Origin of the sequence: Streptomyces odontomachi (genome assembly GCF_024435355.1) — a bacterium.
Taxonomy (GTDB): Bacteria; Actinomycetota; Actinomycetes; order Streptomycetales; family Streptomycetaceae; genus Streptomyces; species Streptomyces odontomachi.
Map to the genome: position 1 here is coordinate 109,081 of NZ_JAMJWG010000002.1, position 22,247 is coordinate 131,327.

The following is a 22,247-nucleotide window of genomic DNA, read 5'->3' on the forward strand; positions in this document are numbered from 1 at the left end:
GGTGCCGCCATGAGGTGCTTCATGCCGCGGCGTGCGGGAACCCGTCATCGCCATAGGGAGACCGCAGCCACCGGGCCGTGCGCACCGCCCGGCCGGACGAGTGACGCAGGGAGTACCCCATGCGATTCCATGACCGCAGGCAGGCCGGTGAGCACCTCGCCGGCTGGTTCCTCGAATGGCAGGAGACGCCGCGCCTGAGCGACGTCATCGTCCTGGGCCTGGCGCGCGGCGGGGTGCCCGTCGCGGCGGAGCTCGCGCAGGCCCTGCACGCACCGCTGGACGTGGTGGTGGCACGCAAGATCGGCCTGCCCGGCAACCCCGAGCTGGGCCTGGGCGCCATCGTGGACGACGACGCCCCCGTCTACGACCACGAGGCGCTCGCCGTCTTCGACCTGACCGAGGACGACCTCGCGCCGGGCGTCGCCCACGAGCGCAGGGAGCTGCACCGCCGTGAGCACCGCTACCGCAGGGGGCGCCCGGCGCCGCACCTGCACGGCCGTACGGTCATCCTCGTCGACGACGGCCTGGCCACCGGCGCCACCGCCCGCGCCGCGCTGCGGCACCTGCGTCGGCAGCACCCGCACCGGCTGATCATGGCCGTCCCCGTCGGCAGCCCGGACGTCGCCCTCAGTCTGCGCGACCACGCCGACGACGTGATCTGCCTGCACCAGCCCGGACACTTCCGTGCCCTGCGGCAGTGGTACGGGGACTTCGACCAGGTCACGGACACGGAGGTGGAGCGGACGCTGCGGGACCTGCACGCGGTGGTGTGACCTGCGGCGCGAGAGGGGCAGGCGGGCGTCACGATGTCGGGCACCCACCCGCGGGTGGGTGCCCGACATCGTGATGCCGCTGTGGTCAGCCGGTCTGCTGCTGTTCCGCCTGGAACATCCAGAGGTGCTTCTCCAGCTGCGCGGTCAGGCCGATGAAGAGGTCCTGGGTCACCAGGTCGCTCTTGTCGGTCAGGTCGATGCGCTCCCGCATCCGGCTGATGATGTCGCGCAGCGCCTGTGCGATCACCCCGACGACGTCGGAGTCCTTCACCCAGCCTTCCTTGACGCCGGTGGTGCGCGTGGTGTCGGCGACGGTCCGGGCGCGGCCGTCCGGCGGCACGCCGATCGCGGCGGCGCGCTCCGCCACGGTGTCCGCGTAGGTGCGGGCCGTGTCCACCACGTCGTCCAGCTGGAAGTGGATCGTGCGGAACCGCGGTCCCACGATGTTCCAGTGCGCCTGCTTGCCGACGAGTGACAGATCGAGCAGATCCACCAATGCGCCCTGAAGCGCATCCCCGGTGGCCTTGCGGTCGTCGTCGGGCAGCGGGCTCTGCATGGCAGTCATGCTCGGGTCTTCCTTCCTCACGACGTGCGGGTGTTTCATCCTGGTTCGTGGCAGCCGGTCTGCTGCCCTTCGAGTGCCCCGGGGCGGGCCGGCCATGCGCCCGAGATCGCCGGGGCACCTGCCGGCGCGGCGAACGACCCGGCGCTCACCCGGTGCCGGCCACTGGTGCGCCCGCTCCCTCGGCAGCATCCTGCGCAGCCGCCCGCGCTCCCGGACGACCCTTGCGCTCGCCGAATGCGGGTACCCGACGGGCGTGGATCCGTACCGAGCGTGCCGTACGCGCCGCGTCGAACGGCCGGCCGGTGCGTCCACCGTCGCCGTCCCTTCAGCGCGTCGCCACCGCGTATCCCCGTACGAGCGGAACACTGCCTGCGATGGACAAGCACACGACACCGACCCCGACGGACCGGCCCACGTCCACGAAGGACGTCTTCGGGGCGCCCAGCTGGGTCAGTCTGATGGCGCGGGACCTCGAGGCCGCACAGGCGTTCTACGGCGCGGTGCTGGAGTGGGAGTTCCGGGCCGGGCGCCTGGGCAGGGAGTTCACCGTCGCGTTGTATGACGACTCGCCGATCGCCGGCATCGGGGAGCTGGCGCCGTCGCTCCAGGTCGCGGTGGCCTGGCAGCCGTACTTCGCCGTCCCGGACGCCAACCGGACCGCCGCGCGCATCCGGGAACGCAGCGCCACGATAGCGGTGGGCCCGCTCCCCTTCGTGCTGGGCCGCGGTGCGCTCGCGGCCGACCGTGACGGGGCCGTCTTCGGCCTGTGGGAGGGAGAGCTGATCTACGACTGGGTGGAGTGGCGCGACCGTGCACAGGCCTGGATCAGCCTGCGTACCCGCGACGCCTTCGAGGCCGCGATCTTCTACGGCGAGATCCTGGAGTGGGCGACGGACCGGCCCGGCGGGTGCGACGTCGAGTACGTGCACGACGAGGTCGTCCTCCGGCATCAGGGACACGCCATGGCCCGGCTGTCGTCGGGGGCACTGGAGGCAGCTCCCGACCCGCTGCTCCGGCCGCACTGGCGGGTGCACTTCCGGGTGCCCGACGTGCCGCACTGCGTGCGGATGGCACGGAAGCACGGGGGGACCGTGACCGAGCAGCAGGACACGGCCATGGGAGTCGAGGCGACGCTGCGGGACCCGGACGGTGGGTTGTTCACGGTCACGGAGGCACACCCGGAAGGGTGAGCGGGCACGCACCCCCCGGACGGTGACCGTCGACAGGTCGTGCGGCCGCACGGGCGTGCCGGCCCCGGTGCGGGGTACCCGCAGCTCCCTGAGCGGAAGGAGCGCGACGTGGCCGACCAGCGCAAACGGCCGTCGAAGAACGACGCGGACGACACCGGCGGCACGGCGCTGCGCACCTACCGCGCCAAGCGCCGCTTCGACCGGACCGGGGAGCCCCGCGGCAGGGCGGAGCCGGGCGCCGACGCGCCCCGTTTCGTGGTGCAGATCCACGACGCCAGCACCATGCACTTCGACTTCCGGCTGGAGGTGGACGGCGTCCTGAAGTCCTGGTCGGTGCCGAAGGGCCCGTCGGCCGACCCGCACGACAAGCGTCTGGCGATGCCCACGGAGGACCACCCGCTGGAGTACCGGGAGTTCGAGGGCGTGATCCCCCGGGGCGAGTACGGCGGCGGCACCGTCATCGTCTGGGACGAGGGCACCTACCGCCCCGCCGCACACGACCGACGCGGCAGGTCCGTACCGTTCGACGAGGCTCTGGAGCGGGGGCACGCCAGCTTCCGGCTCGACGGCAGGAAACTGCACGGCGAGTACGCACTCACCCGGTTCCGCGGCGGCGACGGCTCCGAACGCGAGGCCTGGCTGCTGGTGAAGGCCGATGACGCGCAGGCCCGGCAGGGCGCCACCGGCACCCCGGATCCGCACCGGGCCCGCTCGGCGCTGAGCGGGCGCACCCTGCGGCAGGTGGCGGAGGATCCCGATGCCGCCACCTGGCAGAGCAACCGGTCATGAGCACGTCCCCGGACCGGGCCGGTCCGGACGGCAGCGGGTCGGGCGGCGACAGCCTGCTGGAGCGGCTGCCCGCGGACCAGCGCGCGCTGCTGCGCCGCGCACGGCCCGGCGCGGTACTGGCCGCGTCCCCCATGCTCGCCACGCTCAGCGACCGGCGGGACTTCCCGTCCGGCTGGCTCCTCGAGCGCAAGCTGGACGGCATCCGGGTGCTCGCGGTCCGCGAGGCGGGCCGCGTGCGGCTCTTCTCCCGCTCCGGCCGCCGGCTGAACGCCACGTACCCGGAGGTGGTGGCGGCGTACGAGGCACAGGAGTGCACGGACTTCACCGTCGACGGCGAGATCGTCGCCTTCTCCGACGGCCGTACCGACTTCGCCCGGCTCCAGCAGCGCATGGGCCTCACCAAACCCCGGGAGGTCCAGGCCAGCCCGGTGCAGGTCTTCCACTACCTGTTCGACCTGCTGCGCCTGGACGGCATGGACACCGGGCAGCTGCCGCTGCGGACCCGTAAGTCACTGCTGCGTGACGCGCTCGACTACGCGCCGCCCCTGCGCTACACCACCCACCGCAACGCCGCCCCCGACCGCGACGCCCCCGCCGCCGATCTGCTCGACGACGCCTGCGCCCGAGGCTGGGAGGGGCTGATCGCGAAGCGGGCGGACGGCCGCTACCGGCCGCGCCGCACCCCGGACTGGCTCAAGCTCAAGTGCGCCCGTAGCCAGGAGTTCGTGATCGGCGGATTCACGGAGCCGTCCGGCAGCCGGGTCGGCTTCGGGGCGCTGTTGCTCGGCTACTACGACCAGGGGAGGCTGCGCTACGCGGGCAAGGTCGGCACCGGCTACGACCACCGCACGCTGGTGGACATCCGCCGCCGCCTCGACGACCTGGCCCGGGCCACGTCGCCCTTCCACGACCAGGTGCGCGAGCGCCGGCCGCACTGGGCCGAGCCCCGCCTCGTCGGCCAGATCGCGTTCACCGAGTGGACCCGTGACGGCCTACTGCGCCATCCGCGCTTCCTGGGCCTGCGCGACGACAAGGCGCCGACGGACGTGGTCAGGGAGGAGCCGGAGCGTTAGCCCGGCGGAGCGTTGGCCGGAGGAGCCGGCGCCGCGGGCGCGGCACGGATCACCCGTGGTCCGGCCGGTTCTCCAGGCGCAGTTGCATCTCGTTCTCCTGGTCTCCGGAGGCGGTGCCGACGACGCGGACCCGGAAGGTCGAGGCCAAGGTGGTGCGCAGCCGGTCCACCGCGTGGTAGCCGCCCTGGACGTCCAGGGTGACCGGTGCGGTCAGCCGGGGTGGGCGTGCCGTGCCGGAGATCGCTCCGACGTCGAAGGTGGCCGCCCACACGGTGGGATGGTCGGGGGCGGCCTCGTGGGGCACGTCTCCGGGCCGCCGATCGGAGGCGAACGAGGCGCGCAGGGCCTCGAAGACCGCCTGTGCGTCCCTCTCGTCGGTGCCGCTCACCTCGACCAGGACCTGCGTGCCCGGTTGCTGTGCGTCGTTCGTGGGGGTCTCCGTCACCGTTGCCACTCCCGCCATGTGCTGGTGCGCGGCGTGCGCGTGCCGGCGCCGCCGCCACCGTCTCGTCGCTTCGTGCTGGTGTCCTGTCGCCGTGGTGCACGGCCGCCGGTGCACGGTCCGTAGGCCGCGCCGAGCGGCGTGCGCGGGGCGCGGGGCGCGGCCTACGACCGCCGTCTGATGTCACTGTCCCCGCTGTCGCCGTCGTCTCACGGCTGTCCCTCCTCCTTGGGCGTGTCGTGCCGGGTCGGTCCTTCGGCGCCGGACGGGTGGCCGGTCTCGTGCCGTGCCGAGCCCAGCCGGGCGCGCTGCGGTCCCACCGTGTAGCGCGGGTCTTCGGCGGAGGCCATCCCGGCGGCGAAGACGCCGAAGCGGGTGCAGGCCGAGCCGGCCAGCAGGGCCAGGCCACCGAGCGCGGCAGCGCTCCGGCTGCGGCCGCCGAACAGCACGGACGTCGCGGCGCCGGCCGCGGTGAGCGCACCCGCACAGCGCATCAGGGTGCCGGCGCGGCCGGTCCGGTAGGTCTCGGCGACCATGCCGAGCCGTCGCTCCATGGCCCGGGTGAGGGCCTGCTCGGCGCCGGCCGCGAGGGCGGCGGCGCACCGTGCGGGACCGTTCTGGGCCGTGGGGGCGAGGACCAGGGCCATGCCGGACGCGGCGGCCGTGGCGGACGCGGTGAACAGGTAGGGAAGTTCGCGGTGGGCGTCGTGCCAGGCGGGCACGGCGGTGTCGGCGGCCAGCACCCCGGTGTAGGCGGCGACGGCCGGGCCGAGGGTGGCGGCGGCCGCGGTCGCCGTCGCACCGGTACGCGGCAGCCGCCCCGTGACGGCGCTCAGCGCGGCGGCTCCGGCTGCCGGCCCGTAGCCGCCGAGCAGCCAGGAACCCACGCTCATCGGCGAGGTGGGCTTGAAGACGCGCAGCATGTTCGCGAACCGTTCGGGCCGGCCCAGGTCGTGGACGAGTGCGGCGGCCGACAACGAGACGGAGACCAGGGAGGAGACCTTCAGACCGGTGGCCATCGTGCGCCGCCCCGTCAGCTGCGCCCCGGCGGCGAATACGGAGCCGGCCCCGGCGAGCCCGCCGAGGAAGAAGTAGCCGGCGATGTCCCTGGCCTGCCAGGCGGGCGCCTTGATCACGGGGCGCCCGTAGTACGAGTCGAACTCGGCGCGCGGCACCATGAGGTCCTCCCCGCGCCGCCCGCGGCCCCGGCGCCGGGCACCGTCCTGCCGCGCCCCGCCTCCGCCGCGCAGTGCGCCGGGGGAAGCCTCGCGTCCGGGGCGCTCGCCTCGGATGCCGCGCCGGGTCACGTCGGACTCGCTCATGACCGGCCTCCCCTGCGGTGTGCCCGGCCGGTGAGTGCGTCGAGCGCGAAGGACACCGCGACGCCGCCGAGCAGGGTCAGCGCCGCGCCCGCCGCGTGCCGCCACATGGCGGGCAGGTCCCTGGTGGTGACCACCGGGTCGGGCGGCAGGCCGTAGACCTCGGGCTCGTCCAGCAGCAGGAAGAACGCGCCGTCGCCGCCGACGCCGTCCTCGGGGTCGTGTCCGTAGAGCCGGGCGTCGCCGACGCCGGCCGCGTGCAGCTGCCCGACCCGCTGCTCGGCGCGTGCCCGCAACTCGTCGAGGGGCCCGAACTGGATCGAGTCGGTCGGGCAGGCCTTCGCGCAGGCCGGCTCCTGCCCGGCGGAGAGCCGGTCGTAGCAGAGCGTGCACTTGAAGGCGCGCCCGTCGGCGGGGCGCTGCTCGATGACGCCGTAGGGGCAGGCGGGCACGCAGTACCCGCAGCCGTTGCAGATGTCCTCCTGGACGACGACCGTGCCGAACTCGGTACGGAACAGCGAGCCGGTGGGGCAGACGTCCAGGCAGGCCGCGTGCGTGCAGTGCTTGCACACGTCGGACGACATCAGCCAGCGCATCCCGCCGTCGGCCTCGGCTGCACCGGCGCCATCGGAGTCGCCCGCCGTGCCGGCGCCGGCGAGCGGCAGCTCGGTGCGCCCCTCGGGGGCGGGTGGGCCCTGCTCGATGAAGGCGACATGACGCCATGTCGATGCACCGAGGCCACCGGTGTTGTCGTACGACATGCCGGTCAGGGAGAGCCCGTCCTCGGGGACGGCGTTCCACTCCTTGCAGGCCACCTCGCACGCCTTGCAGCCGATGCAGACGGACGTGTCGGTGAAGAAGCCGACGCGCTCGGGCGGATCGGGGTGGCCGGCGTCACGGGCCGGATCGGGCTCGGGGCCGCTGAACAGCTGGCGCGCAGCGCGCAGGGCGTCCACCGCCTGCGGTGTGGGGGTGTCGGTCACGGGTGATCTCCTTGGGCCGTGGACGTCCCCGTGGTCTCCGTGATGCCGGCGCGGCGCCGGTAGTCGGCCACCAGCGCGGGCAGGCCCGGGCCGCGGGGGCGCCGGCCGGGGCGTATGTCGGCGGAGAGCGCCTTGTCCTCCTGGATGTGCGCGTTGGGGTCGAGGGTGATCGCCACCAGCTCGTTGGCGGCGTCACCGGTCACCGTGCCGTTGGGCCCCCAGTGGAAGGGCAGCCCGATCTGGTGGACGGTGCGGCCGTGCACCGTCAGCGGTGGGATGCGCTCGGTCACCAGCACCCGTGCCTCGACGGCGTTGCGGGCGGTGACGACGGTGGCCCAGTCACCGTGCGTCAGACCGCGTTCCGCGGCCAGCTGTGGCGAGACCTCGCAGAAGAACTCGGGCTGGAGTTCCGAGAGGTACGACGACCAGCGGCTCATGCCGCCCGCGGTGAAGTGCTCGGTGAGCCGGTAGGTGGTGACGACGTACGGGAAGACGCCGGCGCCCGGCTCGTCGTCGCTCGGGTGGTAGCGGTTGCCCTCACGGGGCATCAGCTGACGCACCGGGTTGCGCGGCCGGTCGGGGTAGAGGGCGTTGGGGAACGGCGAGTCCTGCGGCTCGTAGTGCGTGGGAAGCGGGCCGTCCTCGAGACCGGCCGGCGTGTAGAGCCAGCCCTTGCCGTCGGCCTGCATGATGAACGGGTCGTCACCGCGCAGCGCGTCGGGGCCTCTCGCACCGGCCTCCGGTACGAAGTCGGGGGCGCGGTCGGGTAGGAAGTCCGGAGTGTCGTGCCCGGTCCACCGCCCGGCGTCGGCGTCCCACCAGACCAGGGCCTTGCGTTCGCTCCACGGGGTGCCGTCGGGGGCGGCGGAGGCGCGGTTGTAGAGGATGCGCCGGTTGGCAGGCCACGCCCAGGCCCAGTCGGCGGCGATCCAGTCCTGTTCGGTGTGCGGCGTGCGGCGGTTGGCGTGGTTGACGCCGTCGGCGAAGACACCGCAGTAGATCCAGCAGCCGCAGCGGGTCGAGCCGTCGTCCTTGAGTTCGGTGTACGAGGAGAGCGGGGCGCCGGTGGGGCCGTGCCCGTTGATCTCGGCGAGCACATAGGCGGCAACGGGTTCCTCGAGCTCGCCGTCGACCGGGTAGTCCCAGGTCAGGTCCTGGATGGGGCGGTCCATGGGGTCGGTGGAGGCGGCGAGCCGGTCCTTGATGCGTCGGCCGAGGTGGTACATGAACCACAGGTCGCTGCGGGCGTCACCGTCGGGTTCGACGGCGGCCTCGCGCCACTGGAGCCAGCGGTTGGTGTTGGTGAAGGAGCCGGACTTCTCGGTGTGCGCGGCGGCCGGGAAGAAGAACACCTCGGTCCCGATGTCCTCGGTGCGCAGCTCGCCCGTCTCGATCTCGGGGCCGTCCTGCCACCAGGTCGCGGACTCGATCAGGGAGAAGTCGCGGACCACCAGCCATTCGAGGTTGGCCATGCCGAGCCGCTGGAGCCGGGTGTTGGCGGAGCCGACGGCCGGGTTCTCGCCCATCAGGAAGTAGCCCTTGCAGACCCCGTCGAGCTGTGCCATGACCGTGTCGTACGTGGAGTGGGAGCCGGTCAGGCGCGGCAGGTGGTCGAAGCAGTAGTCGTTGTCCGCGGTGGCGGCGTCCCCGTAGTAGGACTTGAGCAGGCTGACGAAATAGGCCCGCATGTCGCCCCAGAAGCCCTTGTCGGTCCGGCTGGCCTCGATGAACCGGTCCAGCGTCTCGTGCGCGTGTGCGTGCGGCATCGGCAGGTAGCCGGGCAGCAGGTTGAACAGGGTGGGGATGTCGCTGGAGCCCTGGATGGACGCGTGCCCGCGCAGCGCCTGGATGCCGCCGCCGGGGCGGCCGATGTTGCCCAGCAGCAGCTGGAGCACGCTGGCGGCGCGGATGTACTGGGAGCCGACGGTGTGTTGCGTCCAGCCCACCGCGTAGGCGAACGCGCTGGTGCGTTCGGGACCGGAGTTGGCGGTGAGCGCGTCGCACACCCGGCGGAAGGCGGTGCGCGGGATGCCGCACACCTCCTCGACCATCTCGGGGGTGTAGCGGGCGTAGTGCCGCTTGAGGATCTGGAAGACGCAGCGGGGGTGGGCGAGGGTGGGGTCGGTCGGTGCCTCGGCTGCGGCGCGTGCCCCGCCGGAGCCGTGCGTCTCGGAGCCGCCGGCCTCGGCGATCAGGGCGTGCCGGCCGTTGCGCACCTTCTCGTCCTGCTCCCGCTCGCGCCGTCGGAGCTGCGCGTCGTGCTGCTCGTCGACCTCCCCGGTCGGCTGCTGGACCTGACTGCCCGCGTACTGCCAGCTGCGCGGGTCGTAGTGGTGGCGGTCCTCGTCCAGACCGGAGAAGACGCCGACGCCGCCCTCGGGGTCCTCGGTGTCGCGGAAGTCCTCGCTGACCAGGGTGGCGGCGTTGGTGTAGGCGAGGACGTAGTCGCGGAAGTACTTCTCCTCGGTGAGGACGTGGTTGATGAGGCCGCCCAGGAAGGCGATGTCGGTGCCGGCGCGGATCGGCACGTGCAGGTCGGCCAGGGCGCTGGTACGGGTGTAGCGCGGGTCGACGTGGATGATGGTGGCGCCGCGCGCCTTGGCCTCCATCACCCACTGGAAGCCGACGGGGTGCGCCTCGGCGAAGTTGGAGCCCTCGATGACGATGCAGTCGCTGTTCTGGAGGTCCTGCATGAACGTGGTGGCGCCGCCGCGGCCGAAGGAGGTGCCGAGGCCGGCGACGGTGGCGCTGTGGCAGACCCGGGCCTGGTTCTCCACCTGGACCACGCCGAGGCCGGTCAACAGCTTCTTGATGAGGTAGTTCTCCTCGTTGTCGAGGGTCGCGCCGCCGAGGCTGGCGATGCCGAGGGTACGAGCGGTGCGCACGCCGTCGCGTTCCCACTCCCAGGTCTCGCGGCGGGTGGCGACGACCCGGTCGGCGACCATGTCCATCGCCGTCTGAAGATCGAGCGGCTCCCAGTCGGTGCCGCCCGGGCGGCGGTAGAGCACCTGGTGGCCGCGGGCCGGTCCGGTGGTGAGCTCCAGGGTGGCCGAGCCCTTGGGGCAGAGCCGGCCGCGGCTGACCGGCGAGTCGGGGTCGCCCTCGATCTGCACCACCTTGTCGTCCTTGACGTACACCTGCTGGCCACAGCCCACCGCGCAGTACGGGCAGACCGACTTCACCACCCGGTCCGCGGTGTCGGTGCGCGGGCGCAGGCCGCGGGTGTGCGCGGACATCGCCGCACGCCCCCGGCCGAGCGGGTCCGCGCCGGTGAGCTGACGGACCAGGGGCCAGTCACGGACCCGCCTGTGGACACCCATCGCGTACCTCCCGCCCGTGGGCTGGTTGTGGCTCGGTCGCGGCACCACCCGGTGACGCAGGACAGTGCGGCGGCGAGTACCACGAAGCGCGTGCCGGAAACCGGTCGGGTGGCGGTGCGGCAGCGGGCCGTCCGTGCGCCGCCTCGCCGGCGTTCGTCACTCTCCGTGATCGGGGTCTCGTGCCGCGTCGACCTGCCGATGCGGCCCGCCGGCACCCCGCGGCGGCGCACCGGCCGGTGTGCCGCGTATGGCTGGCGCCCCTGTGCCGGTCAGAATTGGTGCGCCGGGTCGCGCCGGCGTCCGCCGGGTCCCCGGGTGCCCTTCGAACGGCGACGACGGCCGGCCGGCCGCGGGTGGCCGGTGCGCCGCTGTTGACCGGCCGTCACCACATGGTCGGCGCAGAGGTGTCCGGGTGACGGCGAAAGGGAAGTGACCGAGGATGCGTGTGGTACCGGATCGCTTCGTCGTCGCCTGGAAATGGATCAACAAGCGGACTCTCCACGACCCCGAGGTCGCCCAGGCGCTGCGGTCGACCGCGGCGGCGACGATCGCGTACGTCATCGCCCGGTACCTCACCCGCCAGCCGGCCCCGCTCACCGCACCGTTGACGGCGCTGCTGGTGGTACAGGTCACCTTGTACGCCACCATCAAGACCGGGGTGCGCCGGGTGAACTCGGTGGTGTCCGGCGTCGTCATCGCCATCGGTTTCAGCGCCATCGTCGGCCTGAGCTGGTGGAGCCTGGCGCTCATCATCATCGCCTCGCTGTACGCGGGCCGTTTTGTGGGCGCCCATGAGTTCGTTCCCGAGGTGGCGATCAGCGCCATGCTGGTCCTGGGGGTCACCCAGGTCGGGCCGAACGCCTGGGAGCGGGTGCTGGAGACCCTCATCGGCGCGGTGACCGGGCTCTTCTTCAACCTCGTCTTCGCGCCGCCGGTCTGGGTGGAGACGGCCGGCGACTCGGTCAGGGAACTGGCCCGCCGCATGCGCCGGTTGCTGCTGCGCCTCGCCGACCAGCTGGAGGAGCCCACACCGGTGGCTGACGCCGCGGCCCGGCTGGCGGAGGCACGCCAGCTCGACCACGACATCTCCGAGGTGGACATCTCGCTGCGGCAGGCCGAGGACAGCCTGCGGCTGAACCCCAGGGTCCGGGAGGGGCGGCTGCACCGTGTGGTGCTGCGCACCGGCCTGGACACGCTGGAGATCTGCACGGTGGTGCTGCGGGTCATCGCCCGCACCCTCACCGACCTGGCACGGCAGCGCCCGCAGCAGTGGCTGATGGAGCCACGCGTGTCACTGGCCGTGCGGGAGCTGCTCGGGTACGTCGCCGACGCCGTCGTCAGCTTCGCGGTGCTGGTCACCTCGCGCACCAGCGAGGAGTCGGAAACCGCGGAAGAACGGCTGCGGCACGAGCTGGAGGCGGCGACGGCCTCCCGGGACCGGGTGGCGGACATGCTGCTCGAACTGATGCAGCGGGACCCGGACCAGTGGCATCTGCACGGTGCACTGCTCACCGAGGTGAACCGCATCCTGGACGAGCTGGACATGGAGCACCGCTCTCGGCGCCTCATGGAGGAACTGGACCGCAGCTCGCGGTTGCTGCACGAACGGCACCCGCGGTTGATGCGGTGGCGGCGCAAGGGCCTGCGGTACGCACGCCGTTGGTTCAAGCGCTGACCAGGATGTCCGGCGGGGACGGGGCCCCGACGGCGGAGGGGGCGCTCCGCTGCCCGGGAGCGCCCCCTTCCGGAGCACGTCGCCTCAAGGGTGCATGAGGATTTTGACGGCGCCGTCCTTCTTCTGCTGGAAGATCTCGTAGGCGTTCGGCGCGTCCTCCAGCGGCACGTGGTGGGTGGCGAAGTCGTCCACGCCGAGCGGGTCGTCGTCGGTGAGCAGCGGCAGGATGTCGTCGACCCAGCGGCGGACGTTCGCCTGGCCCATACGCAGCTGGATCTGCTTGTCGAACAGGGTCAGCAGCGGCAGCGGCGAGGCCATGCCGCCGTAGATGCCGCTGAGCGAGACGGTGCCGCCCCGGCGCACCAGTGCGATCGCCAGCTTCAGCGCGGCGAGCCGGTCGGCGCCGCCGGTCTTCTCGGCCAGCCGCTGGGACCACGCCTTCGGCAGCAGGCTGGCCGCCTGCTGGGCGGTGCGGCCCACCGGGCTGCCGTGCGCCTCGGTGCCGACGGCGTCGATGACGGCGTCCGGGCCGCGTCCACCGGTGCGGGAGCGTATGGCGTCGACGAGGTCACTCTGATGGTCGTATGCCGACAGGTCGTGCACCTCCACGCCACGGGCGCGGGCCCGCTCCAGCCGCTCCGGAACCAGGTCCACGCCGATCACGGTGCCGGTGCCCTGGAGCAACGCGATCCGGCAGGCCATGTCGCCGATGGGTCCGAGGCCGAGCACGACCAGGCTGCCGTCCTTGGGCACGTCCGCGTAGCGCACCGCCTGCCAGGCGGTCGGCAGGACGTCGGACAGGTAGACGAACCGGTCGTCGGCCGGCCCTTCCGGCACCTTGATCGGGCCGTACTGGGCCTGCGGAACCCGCAGGTACTCGGCCTGGGCGCCGGGCACCCGGCCGTACAGCTCGGTGTAGCCGAACAGCGCGGCGCCCATGCCGTGCTCCTTGACCTGGGTGTTCTCGCACTGGGTCGGCAGGCCTGTGGTGCACATGAAGCAGTGGCCGCAGGCGATCTGGAAGGGCATCACGACGCGGTCACCGGCCTTCAGGCCCGGCACCTGGGAGCCGGTCTCCTCGACGATCCCCATCGGCTCGTGCCCGAGGATGTCGCCGGGTGTCATGAACGGCGTCAGCACCTCGTACAGGTGCAGGTCGGATCCGCACAGCCCGCTCGAGGTGATGCGTACGACGGCGTCCGTCGGCTCCTTGATGGTCGGGTCGGGCACCGTTTCCACGCGTACGTCGCGCCGCCCCTGCCAGGTCACAGCCTTCATCACGGGATTCCCCTCTTGATTCCCCCCTTGGCCTGCCGGCCTCGTGGTTCATCGGACCCGCCGGGTACCCCGGCCCGCCCGGCTCACGCGGGTCGCCACAGCCCGGGCGCGGGCCCGCGCCCGGGCAGGTCGCGGGCGTGCGCAGCGCGCAGGCGTGCGCACGTCACGGTCGTCCGGCGGGGTTGCTGCCGCCCGTCGGGGGCGCGCCGGCCCGGTCAGGCCGGGGGTTCGTCCGGGACGGGTTGGTCGGGGTGCACCCCGCCGGAGTGCGCCCGGCCGCGCTTGCCGGTACCGGACTCGTCCGTGTCCGGCAGCTCCTCGTCCGGCAGCTCCTCGTCGGGCCGCTCGTCGTCGCGGGCAGAGCGCTCGGCGGCCGTGTCCCATCGGTCGGGGCCACCCTGCCACTGCTGGTTCGGCATGTCCCGCGGGATGGGTTTGCGCTCACCCTGCCTCTTGTCCCGACGCCCTTGGGCGCCTTCCGCGCCGGTTCGGCGTTGGTCGGCCACGGTGATTCGTCCCCTTCTCGGTCGCTCTTGATCGTTGTTGGACGTTCTCGGTCGTTGCGTGCTGGTGCGATGGTGCGGGTAACCGTCGTCGGCGCCGGCGAAACCGCCTCGCCGAGCAGGTTCTCGAATGCGTCGGGGCCCGCTGCGTCCGCCCGGCCGACCGCCCTGACCAGCAGCGGCGGGCCGCGGCCGGGGCGCGCAGGCGGGTGGTCACCAGCAGAGGCAGAAGGGGTGGCCCGCCGGGTCCGCGTACACCCGGAACCTGCGCCGGCCGCCCTGGTCGTCCAGGTCCAGCGGTGCGGCCCCCAGGTCGAGCAGGGCCTGCTGGGCGGTGTCGATGTCGGCCACGTCGAAGTCGAGGTGGAGCTGCTGGGAGTTCTGCTCGGCCTGCGGCCAGTCGGGCGGGCGGTGCCCCTCGGCGCGCTGGAAGGCGATACGGGCGCCGGACGGCGCCCTGAGGTCGTACCAGTCGTCGGAGTCCTTCGTCACCTCCCCGCCGATCACGCCCTGGTAGAACCCGGCGAGCGCGGCCGGATCGGGGCAGTCGAGGGCGACGAGCGTGTAGGACGCGATGGGCATGGGGACGGACCTCCCGGGGTCGGGTGCGGAGCTTGCCGGGTCGTGGGGTGGTCGGTGGTGCGGTCCGGCGGCCTGGGCTCCGGACCGTCCGTCACAGGCTCTTCAGCGCAGGCAGCAGTTCCGCACGGGCCCATGCGAGGAACGGCATCTGCTGGTCACCGCCGATCTGGACGAGCGCGATCTCGGTGAATCCCGCGTCGACGTAGGACCTGACGGCTTCGACGAAGGCGACGACGTCGTCGCCGCAGGGCACGGCCGCGGCCATGTCGTCGCGCGTGACGTGCGCGGTGGCGGTGGCGAAGCCGGTCGGCCCGGGCAGCTCGGCGTTGACCGGCCAGCCGCCCAACGCCCAGCGGAACTGCTCGTGCGCCCGGTCGACCGCCGCGTCGCGGTCCGGGTCGTACGCGACCGGCAGCTGGGCCACGCGGGGCTTGCCGGTGCCGCCGTGCCGGTCGAAGGCGTCGAGCAGTTCCCGCTTCGGCTCGGTGGCGATCACCAGGTCGGCCAGCCGGCCGGCGACCTCGCAGGAGCGCTCGCCCGAGACGGCGACACCGATCGGCGGCGGCTGCTCGGGCAGGTCCCAGAGCTTGGCCGACGTGACGTCGAAGTGGTCACCGTGGTGGGTGACGTAGCCACCGGAGAAGAGGGAGCGGATGATGCCCACCGCCTCATCGAGCATGGCGATGCGCACGTGGGCGGCCGGCCAGCCGCGCCCCACCACGTGCTCGTTGAGGTTCTCCCCCGAGCCGAGGCCGAGCCGGAAGCGGCCCTCGGACAGCAGCTGGAGGGTGGCCGCCTGCTGTGCGACGACGGCCGGGTGGTAGCGCGTGGTCGGGCAGGTCACGTAGGTCATCAGGGGGATGCGGGAGGTGGCCTGGGCCGCGGCGCCGAGCACGCTCCAGGCGTACGGGGAGTGCCCCTGGGACGCCAGCCACGGGAAGTAGTGGTCCGACGTCACGGAGAAGTCGAAGCCGACCTGCTCGGCGGCCACGACGTGCTCGACGAGCGCGCGGGGCCCCGCCTGCTCCGTCATCATCGTGTATCCGATGCGCACCATTGCGTCCGTGTTGCCCGCGGCGCCCGAGCGAAACCCCCGTCTCGACCGCCACGCGGAAGCCCGTCAGCGGATGGTGGAGCCGGCCGGGAACGGTGGCCGACGGGTCGTCACGTATGACCGGGCCGCGGCGGGGCATCAGCAACCCCGAGGTGATATTCATGCTTCCGCTTATTTTGGTACTGCTTCTGGCCCTTCTGCTCTTTGGTGCTGGTTTCGCACTGAAGGCGCTCTGGTGGATCGCCGTGATCGTCCTCGTCGTGTGGCTGCTCGGGTTCGTGGTTCGCCCCGGTGCCGGCAGTGGGCGTCGGGGTCGCTGGTACCGGTGGTAGCGCGGCCGGCCGCCATGGCAAGGGTGCCGTATCGGACAACTCCGATGTCCGATACGGCACCTGCCTTTCGAGCCGGGACGGGGCCATGTCCCGCTCCCTTCTCCGCATAAGTTGCACGTCACCTGCTGGCCGGGCGAAGAGATCAGGGGCAGGATGGGCCGTGGCCGTCGTCAGTGGATCATCGGACGGGCCGGCAACACTTGGCCGAAGACGCACCCCACGAGCGGCACCGGCAACGTGGTGGGGGCACCTCCCCCACTGCCCTGAACAGGCGTGGGAGGTGCCCCCACCCACGCCCTTCAGGCAGTGGGTGAGCGTGCCCGGGCCGGCATGGACCTCTTGGGGAGCAACATGAAGCAGACCGCCGAGTCGAGGGTCACCCTGTCCGTGCTGAAGGGACCGGCGCAGGGCAGCGAGTTCGTCTACGGGGAGCGCACCACCTGCGTGGTGGGGCGGGCCGCCGAGTGCCGGCCCCGGCTGACCCGGGACGACCCGCACGTGTCGCGGCACCACTGCCTGTTGGACATCAATCCGCCCGACGTCCGGGTGCGTGACTTCGGCGGCCCGCACGGCACGTTCGTCAACGGCGAGGAACTCGGCGGCCCGGCCGGTTCCGGCACGGGGCCCGGCTTTCTCGAGCGGGACCTGGTCGACGGTGACGAGCTGCGCCTGGGTTCCACGCTGCTGCGGGTCGGCATCCCGTCCGCGCACCGCACGGCGACGGTCGTCGGCTGTGCCCACTGCGGCCAGAAAACGCCCGGGGCAGCCGGCCGGTTCGGTGACCGGATCTGCGGCACCTGCCGGGCTCGGCCCCTGGATGTGGTGCGCGGGCTGCTGTTACGCGCTGCTGCGGACGACGGCCTCGCGCAGCTGCGCGACTACGAGGTGGTGCGCGCCCTGCGCCGCTCCGGGCCGGCCCTGGTGTGCCTGGCCCGGCACCGTGGCACGGGCGCGCACGCCGTGCTCACCGTGCTGCTGGCCGAGGTCGCCGTGGACGGGCGGGCGCGCGCGGCCTTCCTGCGCGAGATGGCACGGGTCCGCGGCCTGCGCCACGCCAACGTGGTCGGCTGGCACCATGCCGGGGCGTTCGGCGCAGCGCTCTGCCTGACCTGCGACTACCACCCGGGACACACGCTGGAGGAGCTGCTGGCGGCACGGGGTGGCACGCTGCCGCCGGCGCAGGCGGTCGGCATCGCCGTGCAGATCCTGGACGGACTCGGCCACGCCCACGCGATGCGGCTGCCGCCCGGCGACGGCGACGACGCTCCCGACGGTGTGCCCGGTGTCCTGGTGCACGGCGCGATCAGACCGTCGAACATCCTGCTCACGTGGGACCGGGCCGGCGACCCTCAGCGCCTCCCCCCGACCGAACCGGACCTTCCGGCAGCGGGGCACGCCCTTGCGGGCCCGGGCGATGCTTCCCTGGCGGCGAAGGCGCATCCAGGTGCGGCACCCGCGGTCAGGATCGCCGGTTTCGGGCTCGCCCGGGCCTTCGACCGGTCGGGGCTCTCGGGGCTGACCCGCACCGGCGCCGTCGCACGCGGCCTCGCCTACGCGCCCCGCACCCAGCTGGCCGACCACTCCTACGCCCGCCCCGAGGCGGATGTGTGGGCGACCGCCGCCACCCTGTACCGCATGCTCACCGGCACCCCACCACGGGAGTTCCCACCCTTCTCGGACCCCCTCGTGGTGCTGCTGAGGGAGCCGCCCGTCCCGGTCCGGCGGCGGTGTGCCGCGGTGCCCAAGCGGCTGGCGCAGGTGGTCGACGCGGCGCTGATCGACAGCCCGCGCATCGTCACCACCCGGGCCGACGAGTTCAGGGCCGCCCTGCTGGCGGCACTCGGCTGACAGCTGACACCCGCCGGGCACGAAGTGGCCCGCCGAACTCCCCCGGCGTCACCGTGTCGTGCCGGACCCACCGCTACCGAAGGACCCGCTGGAACCGGGGCTCCACTTCCTGCTCCGCTGGTCGCTGCTGCGCCTGCTGGGGGCGTTCCCGAAGCCCGGGATCTCGTGCGGGGTGAGCCGGTCCCGCTCCTCGTAACGCGGCATCTCGTCGTACTCGCGGTGTTCACTGGACTCGTGGACGGGTCCCTCGTCGGGGAGGTGTCCGTGCTCCTGCGGACCCGGCACGGGTGGCTCCCGCACCATCCACCGCCTGCCGAGCCAGAACCCCCACAGCAGCAGGCCGGCCACGATCAGCGCCCCGAAGAAGGCCCCCAGGATGGCCAGGACCTTCGGAAAGGCCACGACCATCGCTGCGCCCAGTTCCGTGTTCCATGCAGTCATGGGCGTCGAGTACCCGGGAACCCTGCGGTCAGACAGACCGGTGGGACCGTCGCCGCCGGCGGAGATCAGCCGGACAAGACGCGCCGGGCTGAGGACGTCGGTGCGCGCACCGACGTACGCTCAACAGGGAGCGCACGCCCGGCACCGCCATGACCTGGTCGAAGGCGGCACCTGGCCGCACGGTGGTGTGCGGCGCCTTCGGGGAAGGAGTCCGGACATGAGCAACCCCGTCACGGAACAGACCGGCACCGACACGGCCGGCACGGACACGGCCGGCACAGCCGCAGCCGCAGCCGGCGCGGAGAAGACCGGCAACGAGGCGTACGGGAAGAAGCCGTTCAAGCGGTCGAAGAGCCATTTCGCGGACCGGATCACGGCCGACGGCAGGGACGGCTGGCCGGTGGAGGCCGGGCGGTACCGGCTGGTGGTGAGCCGGGCCTGCCCCTGGGCGAGCCGGGCGGTGATCTCCCGACGGCTGCTCGGCCTGGAGGACGCCCTGTCGCTGGCCGTCACCGACCCCATCCAGGACGACCGCAGCTGGCGTTTCACGCTGGATCCCGACGACCGGGACCCGGTGCTCGGCATCCGCTTCCTCAGCGAGGCCTACGACGCGCGCGAAACGGGCTACCCGGGCGGTGTCAGCGTGCCCGCGGTCGTCGACGTCCCCAGCGGCCGGCTGGTCACCAACGACTTCCAGCAGATCACCCTGGACCTCGCCACCGAGTGGCGCGCCCTGCACCGGTCGGGCGCCCCCGACCTGTACCCCGAGCCGCTGCGCGACGAGATCGACGAGGTCATGGACGGCATCTACCGCGACGTCAACAACGGCGTGTACCGGTCCGGCTTCGCCACCACGCAGGCCGGCTACGAGGAGGCGTGCCTGGCGCTCTTCCGGCGGCTCGAGGAGGTCTCGCAGCGGCTCGCGAACCGCCGCTACCTGGTGGGTGACACCATCACGGAAGCGGACATCCGGTTGTTCACGACACTGGTGCGGTTCGACGTCGTGTACCACGGCCACTTCAAGTGCAACCGCTGGAAGCTGGCCGAGGACCCGGTGCTGTGGGCCTACTCCCGTGACCTGTTCCAGACGCCCGGTTTCGGCGACACCGTCGACTTCGACCACGTCAAGCGGCACTACTACCAGGTCCACACCGGCATCAACCCCACCGGCATCGTCGCCCTCGGCCCGGACCTGTCGGCCTGGCTCACGCCGCACCACCGCGAGCAGTTGGGCGGGCGCCCGTTCGGCGACGGCACACCGCCGGGTCCGGTGGCCGCCGGCGAGGAGGTGCCGGCCGCGGGGCGGCCCTGACCGGTCAGCGGGCAGTCCCGCCGGCCGGCGCGGACTCGCCCGGTACCGGGGGCCGGCGCAGCACGTACAGCCCGACCGATGCCACCACCGCCATCACGCAGGCCGTGAAGACCAGGCCGGCGGCGCGCAGCCCGAGCTCCACGGCCAGCGCGCCGACGCCGACCACCGGCAGGGAGATGCCCAGGTAGGCGACGACGAAGAAGGACGAGATGGTGCCGGCCCTGCGGTCCGCGGGTGCGGCCTGGCCCACCGCGGTGAGTGCGGCCCGGAATCCGAGCCCCTGGCCGAGCCCTCCGCACACCGCCCCGGCGACCAGCAGGTCCAGGGTGCGCAGCGCGAGCGACGCGGCCACCAGCAGCAGGCCGGCGATCAGCACCAGGCATCCGACGGGCAGCGCGCGATGGGAGCCCACCCGGACGGTCAGCGCCTGGCCGACGGTCGAACCCAGGAAGACGCTGAAGACCACGGTGCCGGAGACCGCCAGGTTCGTGACGCCCAGGGTCTGCGCCACGAAGCTCGGAGCGACCGCGGTGAACAGGCCCAGCAGGGCGAACCCGGCGAACGCCGCCAACGCGGTCGCCGTGAACACCCCCCGCACCTCGGCGGGCACCTTGAGCCCCGGCGGCCGGGGCGGCCACGCCGGCCCGGCGCGCCGCACCGGCTCCGGCAGCCACAGGACGACCAGGCACGAGACGGCCAGCAGCGCGAGGTGCACGAGATACGGCAGGCGCAGCGGCCAGGGCCCGTACTGGGCGAGCACCCCGGCCAGGGGCGGGCCGCAGCCGAGGCCGCCCATGTTGGCCGCGGTCGCGGCGAGTGAGGCACGGGACTCATGGCCGGGGGGCGCGAGCTCCATCACGGTGGCGGTGGCGGCCCCGCTCAACAGCCCGGCCGCGAAGCCGGACAGTAGCCGGCCGGCGAAGAGGGACGGCAGCCCGCTCTCGAAGACGAAGCACAGCGCGCTGGCCGCGGACAGCGCCAGCGCGACCAGCAGCACCGGCCGCCGCCCCACCCGGTCGGAGAAGTCACCCACCGTGAGCAGGACCCCGATCACTCCGACGGCGTACGCGGCGAAGACCACCGTCACCACCAGCTCGGAGAAGCCGATCTCGGCGCGGTAGAGCCCGTAGAGCGGGGTGGGCAGGGTCATGCCCGCCATGCCGACCGCGAATACTGCCGCCGCCGCGAGGTAACCGGACCTGTAGCCCGTACGCTCACTGCCCCGCTGACGGTACCTCACGCGCTCCACGGTACGAGCGACGTCGCGGACCCTCGCAAGAGGCGGGGCGGAGATCACCGGGCCGGCCCAGCGCAGCGGCGGCCACCGGACGGACGGCCCGGCGCTGGCGGAGCCCACGACGGGCTCCGGTGGGCCACGTTCGCAGCCCCGCACCGGGCGCGGGCTGCCGGCACCAGGGGAGGCAGGGGTAACGGATGACCTCGGACAGCAGGACACGGCTGACCGTGCTGGTGGCACTCGGCGCGAACCTGGTGATCGCCGTGGCGAAGGCGGTGGGCGGGCTGATCTCCTCCTCGCCCGCGCTGCTGTCGGAGGCGGCGCACTCGGTCGCCGACAGCCTCAACGAGGTGTTCCTGCTGGCCGCACTGGCCCGCAGCCGCCGACCCGCCGACCACCGGCATCCCTTCGGCTACGGCAAGGAGCGCTACTTCTGGTCGCTGCTCGCGGCGGTCGGCATCTTCGTGATGGGGGGTTGCTTCTCGTTCCTCCAGGGCTTCGACGCGCTGCGTACCGGCGCCCAGGAGTCGCACGGCGGATATGTGGCCGGGCTGGTCGTGCTCGGTGTGGCGCTGGTCTTCGAGGCCGGTTCGCTCCTTCGGGCGCTGCTCCAGGTGCGCCAGGAGCCCGGCTCGACGGCGTTGCACGATCCGGCGCTGCGGACGGTGATCGCGGAGGACGGCACCGCGGTACTGGGTGTGACGCTGGCACTGGTGGGGATGGGCCTGCACATGATCACCGGGCAGGTCGTCTGGGAGGCGGCCGCGTCCTTCGCCATCGGCGCGCTGCTCGTGTACGTCGCCTACCGGCTCGGCCGGGACGCGCGGGAGCAGTTGATCGGTCAGGCGGTCGATCCCGAGTTGCGCGGGAAGATCCGCGCGCTGCTGGCGGACCAGCCGGAGATCGACCGGGTGGACGAGCTGCTGACCATGCGGCTCGGCCTCGATTCGACCCTGGTGGCCGCCCGTATCGACCTCGCGCCCAACATCGACAGCGAGGTCGTCGAACTCGCCTCGGAACGCATCAAGAAATCAATTGCGGATTCCGTATCGGAAGCCGATCAGATCTTCCTCGACGTGACCGAAGCCCCGCCCCCGCGCCGCACCGGGCCCGAAGATCGAAACGCACCGGTCCGGGTGAACGAGACGCAGGAACAGGCGAACTGACATGGCGTCATCGCCTTTGCGGAGCCGCTTCGGCCGAATGCACGGCGCCGGCGGTGGATATCGGCAGGGTGATTGCCCTTGAAAGGCATGTCCTCTTTTCGCATTCACGTACGACCGGACGGGCCCGGGGCCGTCGCACCCCTCACTCTTGGACGGTAGCCCTTGCCCACCTCACTTGTTTGCCCCGCGCGGGCTGTGTCAGGGTGAACCGCGTTCACGCAACGCGGGTCAGGGCCGGACCTGCTCGCCCGCTCGCTACTCCCACCGCTCTGCACCGTGCATTCGGGGTGCCGAGCCGGCCTGCTTTCGCCCCGCGGACTGGTTTTCCCCGCCACCGGAACAGAAATGACAGCCACACCATCGGG

The 22,247-nt window shown here is 72.7% G+C and carries 20 protein-coding genes; 9 read left to right on the forward strand and 11 right to left on the reverse strand.

Going from position 1 to position 22,247, the window contains the following annotated elements; all coding sequences use genetic code 11:
• Nucleotides 1-119: 119 nt before the first annotated feature.
• The gene (locus tag NQO67_RS05110) at nucleotides 120-773 is read left to right on the forward strand and encodes a phosphoribosyltransferase (RefSeq protein ID WP_255947116.1); all 654 of its coding nucleotides are present in this window, start codon (nucleotides 120-122) and stop codon (nucleotides 771-773) included.
• Between the two features lie 85 nt (nucleotides 774-858).
• On the opposite strand, the gene NQO67_RS05115 is transcribed toward NQO67_RS05110, so the two are convergent.
• Nucleotides 859-1,338, reverse strand: a complete 480-nt coding sequence (locus NQO67_RS05115) for a Dps family protein (protein WP_255947118.1) — start codon at nucleotides 1,336-1,338, stop codon at nucleotides 859-861.
• A 374-nt stretch (nucleotides 1,339-1,712) separates the two neighbouring features.
• Between NQO67_RS05115 and NQO67_RS05120 the strand changes: the two genes are divergently transcribed.
• The 3 genes from NQO67_RS05120 to ligD all read left to right on the forward strand — a co-directional run bounded on the left by NQO67_RS05120 (nucleotide 1,713) and on the right by ligD (nucleotide 4,390).
• Entirely contained in the window at nucleotides 1,713-2,528 is an 816-nt protein-coding gene (locus NQO67_RS05120; RefSeq protein WP_255947120.1) for a VOC family protein, read from the forward strand.
• Nucleotides 2,529-2,636: 108 nt separating this feature from the next.
• Complete coding sequence (locus NQO67_RS05125) at nucleotides 2,637-3,317, forward strand: DNA polymerase ligase N-terminal domain-containing protein (RefSeq protein ID WP_255947122.1); 681 nt, start codon at nucleotides 2,637-2,639, stop codon at nucleotides 3,315-3,317.
• Nucleotides 3,314-4,390 (forward strand): non-homologous end-joining DNA ligase, encoded by a 1,077-nt coding sequence (ligD, locus tag NQO67_RS05130; protein ID WP_255947134.1) that lies wholly within the window; start codon nucleotides 3,314-3,316, stop codon nucleotides 4,388-4,390. Before NQO67_RS05125 ends, ligD begins: the two co-directional genes overlap by 4 nt.
• A gap of 49 nt (nucleotides 4,391-4,439) precedes the next feature.
• Here the strand turns inward: ligD and NQO67_RS05135 are convergent, their stop codons facing one another.
• The 4 genes from NQO67_RS05135 to fdh all read right to left on the reverse strand — a co-directional run bounded on the left by NQO67_RS05135 (nucleotide 4,440) and on the right by fdh (nucleotide 10,454).
• Entirely contained in the window at nucleotides 4,440-4,835 is a 396-nt protein-coding gene (locus NQO67_RS05135; RefSeq protein WP_255947136.1) for a hypothetical protein, read from the reverse strand.
• A 206-nt stretch (nucleotides 4,836-5,041) separates the two neighbouring features.
• Nucleotides 5,042-6,154, reverse strand: coding sequence for an NrfD/PsrC family molybdoenzyme membrane anchor subunit (nrfD, locus tag NQO67_RS05140; protein ID WP_255947141.1), 1,113 nt, complete (start codon nucleotides 6,152-6,154; stop codon nucleotides 5,042-5,044).
• Nucleotides 6,151-7,080: a 4Fe-4S dicluster domain-containing protein gene (locus NQO67_RS05145; RefSeq protein ID WP_255948417.1), complete on the reverse strand. Its 930-nt coding sequence runs from the start codon at nucleotides 7,078-7,080 to the stop codon at nucleotides 6,151-6,153. The genes nrfD and NQO67_RS05145 overlap by 4 nt, the downstream gene beginning before the upstream one ends.
• A 50-nt stretch (nucleotides 7,081-7,130) precedes the next feature.
• Entirely contained in the window at nucleotides 7,131-10,454 is a 3,324-nt protein-coding gene (gene fdh / locus NQO67_RS05150; protein ID WP_255947153.1) for a formate dehydrogenase, read from the reverse strand.
• Between the two features lie 439 nt (nucleotides 10,455-10,893).
• Between fdh and NQO67_RS05155 the strand changes: the two genes are divergently transcribed.
• The gene (locus NQO67_RS05155) at nucleotides 10,894-12,129 is read left to right on the forward strand and encodes an FUSC family protein (RefSeq protein ID WP_255947155.1); all 1,236 of its coding nucleotides are present in this window, start codon (nucleotides 10,894-10,896) and stop codon (nucleotides 12,127-12,129) included.
• An 84-nt stretch (nucleotides 12,130-12,213) separates the two neighbouring features.
• On the opposite strand, the gene NQO67_RS05160 is transcribed toward NQO67_RS05155, so the two are convergent.
• The 4 genes from NQO67_RS05160 to NQO67_RS05175 form a co-directional block, all read right to left on the reverse strand.
• Nucleotides 12,214-13,407 carry an alcohol dehydrogenase catalytic domain-containing protein gene (locus NQO67_RS05160; protein WP_255947169.1) on the reverse strand — a complete coding sequence of 398 codons (1,194 nt, stop codon included), beginning with the start codon at nucleotides 13,405-13,407 and terminating at the stop codon, nucleotides 12,214-12,216.
• A 215-nt stretch (nucleotides 13,408-13,622) separates the two neighbouring features.
• Nucleotides 13,623-13,826, reverse strand: a complete 204-nt coding sequence (locus NQO67_RS05165; RefSeq protein WP_255947171.1) for a hypothetical protein — start codon at nucleotides 13,824-13,826, stop codon at nucleotides 13,623-13,625.
• A gap of 297 nt (nucleotides 13,827-14,123) precedes the next feature.
• A complete protein-coding gene (locus NQO67_RS05170) occupies nucleotides 14,124-14,492 on the reverse strand; it encodes a VOC family protein (protein ID WP_255947173.1) in 369 nt (122 codons plus the stop codon).
• A 91-nt stretch (nucleotides 14,493-14,583) separates the two neighbouring features.
• Nucleotides 14,584-15,549, reverse strand: coding sequence for an LLM class F420-dependent oxidoreductase (locus NQO67_RS05175; protein WP_255947175.1), 966 nt, complete (start codon nucleotides 15,547-15,549; stop codon nucleotides 14,584-14,586).
• Nucleotides 15,550-15,707: 158 nt separating this feature from the next.
• Here NQO67_RS05175 and NQO67_RS05180 point away from each other — a divergent pair, with 158 nt between their 5' ends.
• The gene (locus tag NQO67_RS05180) at nucleotides 15,708-15,878 is read left to right on the forward strand and encodes a hydrophobic protein (RefSeq protein WP_255948421.1); all 171 of its coding nucleotides are present in this window, start codon (nucleotides 15,708-15,710) and stop codon (nucleotides 15,876-15,878) included.
• Between the two features lie 351 nt (nucleotides 15,879-16,229).
• Nucleotides 16,230-17,726 carry a protein kinase domain-containing protein gene (locus NQO67_RS05185; RefSeq protein ID WP_255947177.1) on the forward strand — a complete coding sequence of 499 codons (1,497 nt, stop codon included), beginning with the start codon at nucleotides 16,230-16,232 and terminating at the stop codon, nucleotides 17,724-17,726.
• A gap of 48 nt (nucleotides 17,727-17,774) precedes the next feature.
• Here NQO67_RS05185 and NQO67_RS05190 read toward each other — a convergent pair whose 3' ends face one another.
• A complete protein-coding gene (locus tag NQO67_RS05190) occupies nucleotides 17,775-18,167 on the reverse strand; it encodes a DUF6479 family protein (protein ID WP_255947179.1) in 393 nt (130 codons plus the stop codon).
• Nucleotides 18,168-18,384: 217 nt separating this feature from the next.
• Between NQO67_RS05190 and NQO67_RS05195 the strand changes: the two genes are divergently transcribed.
• Nucleotides 18,385-19,479, forward strand: a complete 1,095-nt coding sequence (locus NQO67_RS05195) for a glutathione S-transferase family protein (protein WP_255947181.1) — start codon at nucleotides 18,385-18,387, stop codon at nucleotides 19,477-19,479.
• 4 nt (nucleotides 19,480-19,483) lie between these two features.
• Here NQO67_RS05195 and NQO67_RS05200 read toward each other — a convergent pair whose 3' ends face one another.
• Nucleotides 19,484-20,638, reverse strand: coding sequence for an MFS transporter (locus NQO67_RS05200; RefSeq protein WP_255948423.1), 1,155 nt, complete (start codon nucleotides 20,636-20,638; stop codon nucleotides 19,484-19,486).
• A gap of 275 nt (nucleotides 20,639-20,913) precedes the next feature.
• On the opposite strand from NQO67_RS05200, the gene NQO67_RS05205 reads away from it, so the two are divergent.
• Nucleotides 20,914-21,882, forward strand: a complete 969-nt coding sequence (locus NQO67_RS05205; RefSeq protein ID WP_255947183.1) for a cation diffusion facilitator family transporter — start codon at nucleotides 20,914-20,916, stop codon at nucleotides 21,880-21,882.
• Nucleotides 21,883-22,247 lie beyond the last annotated feature (365 nt).

Excerpts from the sequence above, each read along its gene's own strand:
- NQO67_RS05200 (WP_255948423.1), bottom strand. The coding sequence starts at position 20,638 with ATGGCGGGCATGACCCTGCCCACCCCGCTCTACGGGCTCTACCGCGCC.
- fdh (WP_255947153.1), bottom strand. The coding sequence starts at position 10,454 with ATGGGTGTCCACAGGCGGGTCCGTGACTGGCCCCTGGTCCGTCAGCTC.
- NQO67_RS05120 (WP_255947120.1), top strand. The coding sequence starts at position 1,713 with ATGGACAAGCACACGACACCGACCCCGACGGACCGGCCCACGTCCACG.
- NQO67_RS05185 (WP_255947177.1), top strand. The coding sequence starts at position 16,230 with ATGAAGCAGACCGCCGAGTCGAGGGTCACCCTGTCCGTGCTGAAGGGA.
- NQO67_RS05205 (WP_255947183.1), top strand. The coding sequence starts at position 20,914 with ATGACCTCGGACAGCAGGACACGGCTGACCGTGCTGGTGGCACTCGGC.
- NQO67_RS05155 (WP_255947155.1), top strand. The coding sequence starts at position 10,894 with ATGCGTGTGGTACCGGATCGCTTCGTCGTCGCCTGGAAATGGATCAAC.
- ligD (WP_255947134.1), top strand. The coding sequence starts at position 3,314 with ATGAGCACGTCCCCGGACCGGGCCGGTCCGGACGGCAGCGGGTCGGGC.
- NQO67_RS05170 (WP_255947173.1), bottom strand. The coding sequence starts at position 14,492 with ATGCCCATCGCGTCCTACACGCTCGTCGCCCTCGACTGCCCCGATCCG.
- NQO67_RS05190 (WP_255947179.1), bottom strand. The coding sequence starts at position 18,167 with ATGACTGCATGGAACACGGAACTGGGCGCAGCGATGGTCGTGGCCTTT.
- nrfD (WP_255947141.1), bottom strand. The coding sequence starts at position 6,154 with ATGAGCGAGTCCGACGTGACCCGGCGCGGCATCCGAGGCGAGCGCCCC.
- NQO67_RS05180 (WP_255948421.1), top strand. The coding sequence starts at position 15,708 with ATGCTTCCGCTTATTTTGGTACTGCTTCTGGCCCTTCTGCTCTTTGGT.
- NQO67_RS05115 (WP_255947118.1), bottom strand. The coding sequence starts at position 1,338 with ATGACTGCCATGCAGAGCCCGCTGCCCGACGACGACCGCAAGGCCACC.
- NQO67_RS05160 (WP_255947169.1), bottom strand. The coding sequence starts at position 13,407 with ATGAAGGCTGTGACCTGGCAGGGGCGGCGCGACGTACGCGTGGAAACG.
- NQO67_RS05165 (WP_255947171.1), bottom strand. The coding sequence starts at position 13,826 with ATGCCGAACCAGCAGTGGCAGGGTGGCCCCGACCGATGGGACACGGCC.
- NQO67_RS05110 (WP_255947116.1), top strand. The coding sequence starts at position 120 with ATGCGATTCCATGACCGCAGGCAGGCCGGTGAGCACCTCGCCGGCTGG.
- NQO67_RS05175 (WP_255947175.1), bottom strand. The coding sequence starts at position 15,549 with ATGGTGCGCATCGGATACACGATGATGACGGAGCAGGCGGGGCCCCGC.
- NQO67_RS05195 (WP_255947181.1), top strand. The coding sequence starts at position 18,385 with ATGAGCAACCCCGTCACGGAACAGACCGGCACCGACACGGCCGGCACG.